This window comes from Tahibacter sp., from assembly GCF_032229445.1.
Lineage (GTDB): Bacteria > Pseudomonadota > Gammaproteobacteria > Xanthomonadales > Rhodanobacteraceae > Tahibacter.
The window spans coordinates 1-968 of the sequence record NZ_JAVTWC010000052.1; the positions used below are offsets into that span (position 1 = coordinate 1).

Annotated in this window: 1 CRISPR repeat array. The window is 62.8% G+C overall.

Annotation, left to right across the window (positions count from 1 at the left end):
- Positions 1 to 34 precede the first annotated feature (34 nt).
- Positions 35 to 919: a CRISPR direct-repeat array (repeat unit 37 nt; unit sequence GTTTCAATCCGCGCCCGCTCAAGACTGAGCGGGCGAC).
- Positions 920 to 968 lie beyond the last annotated feature (49 nt).

Consider the following 968-nt stretch of genomic DNA (forward strand, 5'->3'; position numbering starts at 1 on the left):
CATCCGAGCCAGTCAGCATCTCTCCAGTGGCCGTGTTTCAATCCGCGCCCGCTCAAGACTGAGCGGGCGACGTCAGCTCGTGCTGCTGAACTGCGGCATCGACGCGTTTCAATCCGCGCCCGCTCAAGACTGAGCGGGCGACGCGATTCGCCGCAACTACACAGTTGACGGTGGTTTCAATCCGCGCCCGCTCAAGACTGAGCGGGCGACTCCCCTATCCGGGGCCGCGCCCCGTGGTGTGGACTGTTTCAATCCGCGCCCGCTCAAGACTGAGCGGGCGACCCATTCCGTTCCGCGTCGTGCCGCCCAATCTCTGGTTTCAATCCGCGCCCGCTCAAGACTGAGCGGGCGACGGCGCTGTCGCGCAAGGGCTGGCGTGTTCGCAACGTTTCAATCCGCGCCCGCTCAAGACTGAGCGGGCGACTACTACGAATCCCCCACCACACGGAGCACGACATGTTTCAATCCGCGCCCGCTCAAGACTGAGCGGGCGACTAACCAAGGGGCGAGACATGCAAACGTTCGAGTTTGTTTCAATCCGCGCCCGCTCAAGACTGAGCGGGCGACCCGGCCTGGATGTCGACTTGCGCAGTCAGGAAACGTTTCAATCCGCGCCCGCTCAAGACTGAGCGGGCGACGGCATAGCCGTCCTCGTCCATGTATTTCTCGGTGTTTCAATCCGCGCCCGCTCAAGACTGAGCGGGCGACGGCAGTGCTATGACGACGCAAGGTGACCTCAAAGTTTCAATCCGCGCCCGCTCAAGACTGAGCGGGCGACCCGGGGTGATGTTCATTCTTACTCCTTGAAGGTGTTTCAATCCGCGCCCGCTCAAGACTGAGCGGGCGACGCGATTCCTGGCGCCACTGTTCGCCGAATTCGACGTTTCAATCCGCGCCCGCTCAAGACTGAGCGGGCGACCCATTGGATCGGTCCCGCCCGATCCTCCAAGGGCGTGTCAATCCGCCCC